This window comes from Microbulbifer mangrovi (assembly GCF_002009015.1).
Classification (GTDB): domain Bacteria; phylum Pseudomonadota; class Gammaproteobacteria; order Pseudomonadales; family Cellvibrionaceae; genus Microbulbifer; species Microbulbifer mangrovi.
Genome location: NZ_LZDE01000124.1, coordinates 1 through 2,074, shown reverse-complemented (window position 1 = coordinate 2,074; position 2,074 = coordinate 1). Strand labels below are relative to the sequence as shown.

At 56.8% G+C, this 2,074-nt stretch carries 2 protein-coding genes; one reads left to right on the top strand and one right to left on the bottom strand.

The window, feature by feature from the left end; all coding sequences use genetic code 11:
• Window positions 1–44: 44 nt before the first annotated feature.
• On the bottom strand, window positions 45–377 hold the full coding sequence (locus tag B4U49_RS00670; RefSeq protein ID WP_193432790.1) for a DUF1820 family protein: 333 nt from the start codon (window positions 375–377) through the stop codon (window positions 45–47).
• Window positions 378–602: 225 nt separating this feature from the next.
• Here B4U49_RS00670 and miaB point away from each other — a divergent pair, with 225 nt between their 5' ends.
• Window positions 603–1,982: a tRNA (N6-isopentenyl adenosine(37)-C2)-methylthiotransferase MiaB gene (gene miaB / locus B4U49_RS00665; protein WP_078082680.1), complete on the top strand. Its 1,380-nt coding sequence runs from the start codon at window positions 603–605 to the stop codon at window positions 1,980–1,982.
• Window positions 1,983–2,074 lie beyond the last annotated feature (92 nt).

The window sequence follows — 2,074 nt, the reverse complement described above, 5'->3', positions numbered from 1 at the left end:
AGGGCCCCGCGGGGCCCTTTTCTTATGGATGATTTAGCAAGCAATCACTCGCTATCGCCCGGATGGCGCATGGGTGCCGGGAAGGGGAACTGGGCGATCTTGTCACCTTTTACCTCGACAATCTTACCGGTGCCCTCTTTCTCCACCTCGTCGATCCGCACAATACTGTGCATGGGAATATAGGAACGCTTTACCGAGGCGAATTCGGTCTTCAGCTTCTCTTCACTGGGATCCACTAGCAGCTGCGACTTTTCACCGAATACGAACTCCTCCACCTCAATGAAACCGTACATTTCACTTTGGTAAATGGCGCGGGCATAGAGCTCGTACACCTGGTTCTGATTGTGGAAAATCACTTTGTAGATCGGGTTAGACATAGATCTCTCTGGAATGGGACAAAAAGGTCCGGGGCGGAACGGCAATGCCCCGTGAATTCTAGTGTCGAATCAGTAAATTCGCGGGCTCGACCGCGAAAAGCGCGGAAGAGTAGCACCAGCGCTCGAAAATTGCACTAGGGGCGCGGTCGGCGTCTATGCAGCCATCAGAGCGGCCGGTATAATGCCCCACCTTCGCAGATTGACCAATTTTTAACCAGGCGCACTATGTCTTCTGAACTGTCCGAAAAACCGGTGAAAAAGCTCTTTATCAAGACCCACGGGTGCCAGATGAACGAGTACGATTCCGCCCGTATGCGGGATCTGCTGGGCGAATCCCACCAGATGGTCCCCACTGATGATCCGGAAGAAGCCGATGTCCTGCTGGTGAACACCTGTTCCATCCGAGAGAAGGCACAGGAAAAATTGTTCCACCAGCTGGGCCGCTGGAAGCACCTGAAGGAAAAGAATCCCGAACTGGTGATCGGCGTCGGCGGTTGTGTGGCGAGTCAGGAGGGCGAGGCGATCGCCAAGCGCGCCCCCTACGTTGACCTGGTGTTCGGCCCCCAGACCCTGCACCGTTTGCCGGAGATGATGGAAACCAAGAAGCAGCAGAGCGGCGCCATCGTGGTGGACGTCTCCTTCCCGGAGATCGAGAAGTTTGACCGCCTGCCGCAGCCGGAGGCGGACGGCGTGAGTGCGTTTGTGTCCATCATGGAGGGTTGCTCCAAATACTGCACCTTCTGCGTGGTGCCCTACACCCGCGGTGAGGAAGTCAGCCGTCCGGTAGCGGATGTATTGGAAGAAGTGGCACACCTGGCTGACCAGGGCGTGCGCGAGGTAAACCTGCTGGGCCAGAACGTGAACGCCTTCCGCGCGCCCGGTGAAGACGGCCAGATCGTAGACTTTGCCGAACTGATCACCTATGTGGCGGCCATCGACGGCATCGACCGTATCCGCTACACCACCTCGCACCCGGTGGAGTTTTCCGATGCACTGATCGATGTCTATGCCGAAGTGCCGGAACTGGTAAACCACCTGCACCTGCCGGTGCAGAGTGGCTCCGACCGTATTTTGATGGCGATGAAACGCGGCCATACAGCGCTGGAGTACAAGTCCAAAATCCGCCGTCTTAAAGCGATTCGCCCGGATATCTGCCTGTCCTCGGACTTTATCATCGGCTTCCCAGGGGAAACCGAGCAGGATTTCGAGGCGACCATGAAGCTGATTCAGGATGTGGGCTTTGATATTTCATTCAGCTTTATTTACTCCGCCCGTCCGGGGACACCGGCGGCTGACCTGCCGGACGATACCCCGGAAGAGGTGAAGAAGAAGCGTCTGCAGCTGCTGCAGCACCGCATCAACCAGCAGGCCGCCGAGATTGCACGCCGCATGGTAGGTAATATGGAACGGGTTCTGGTCAGCGGTGTATCCAAGAAAGACCCGGGCCAGCTGCAAGGACGGACCGAAAACAACCGGGTGGTCAATTTCCGTTGCGACCAGATGGAACTGATCGGTAAGTTTGCCGATGTATTGATTGAGGAAGCACTTCCTAACTCCCTGCGGGGCACGCTGGTAACTTCTGAACTGGATGGGCCGCTGAACTGATTTAGTGGTCCCTTTTTAGTGGTCCCATCCCACTCGGCCAGGCCTGTGGCGGCCCTGCTACCGAGATCCCTTTGCGAGACACGCCGTGAACC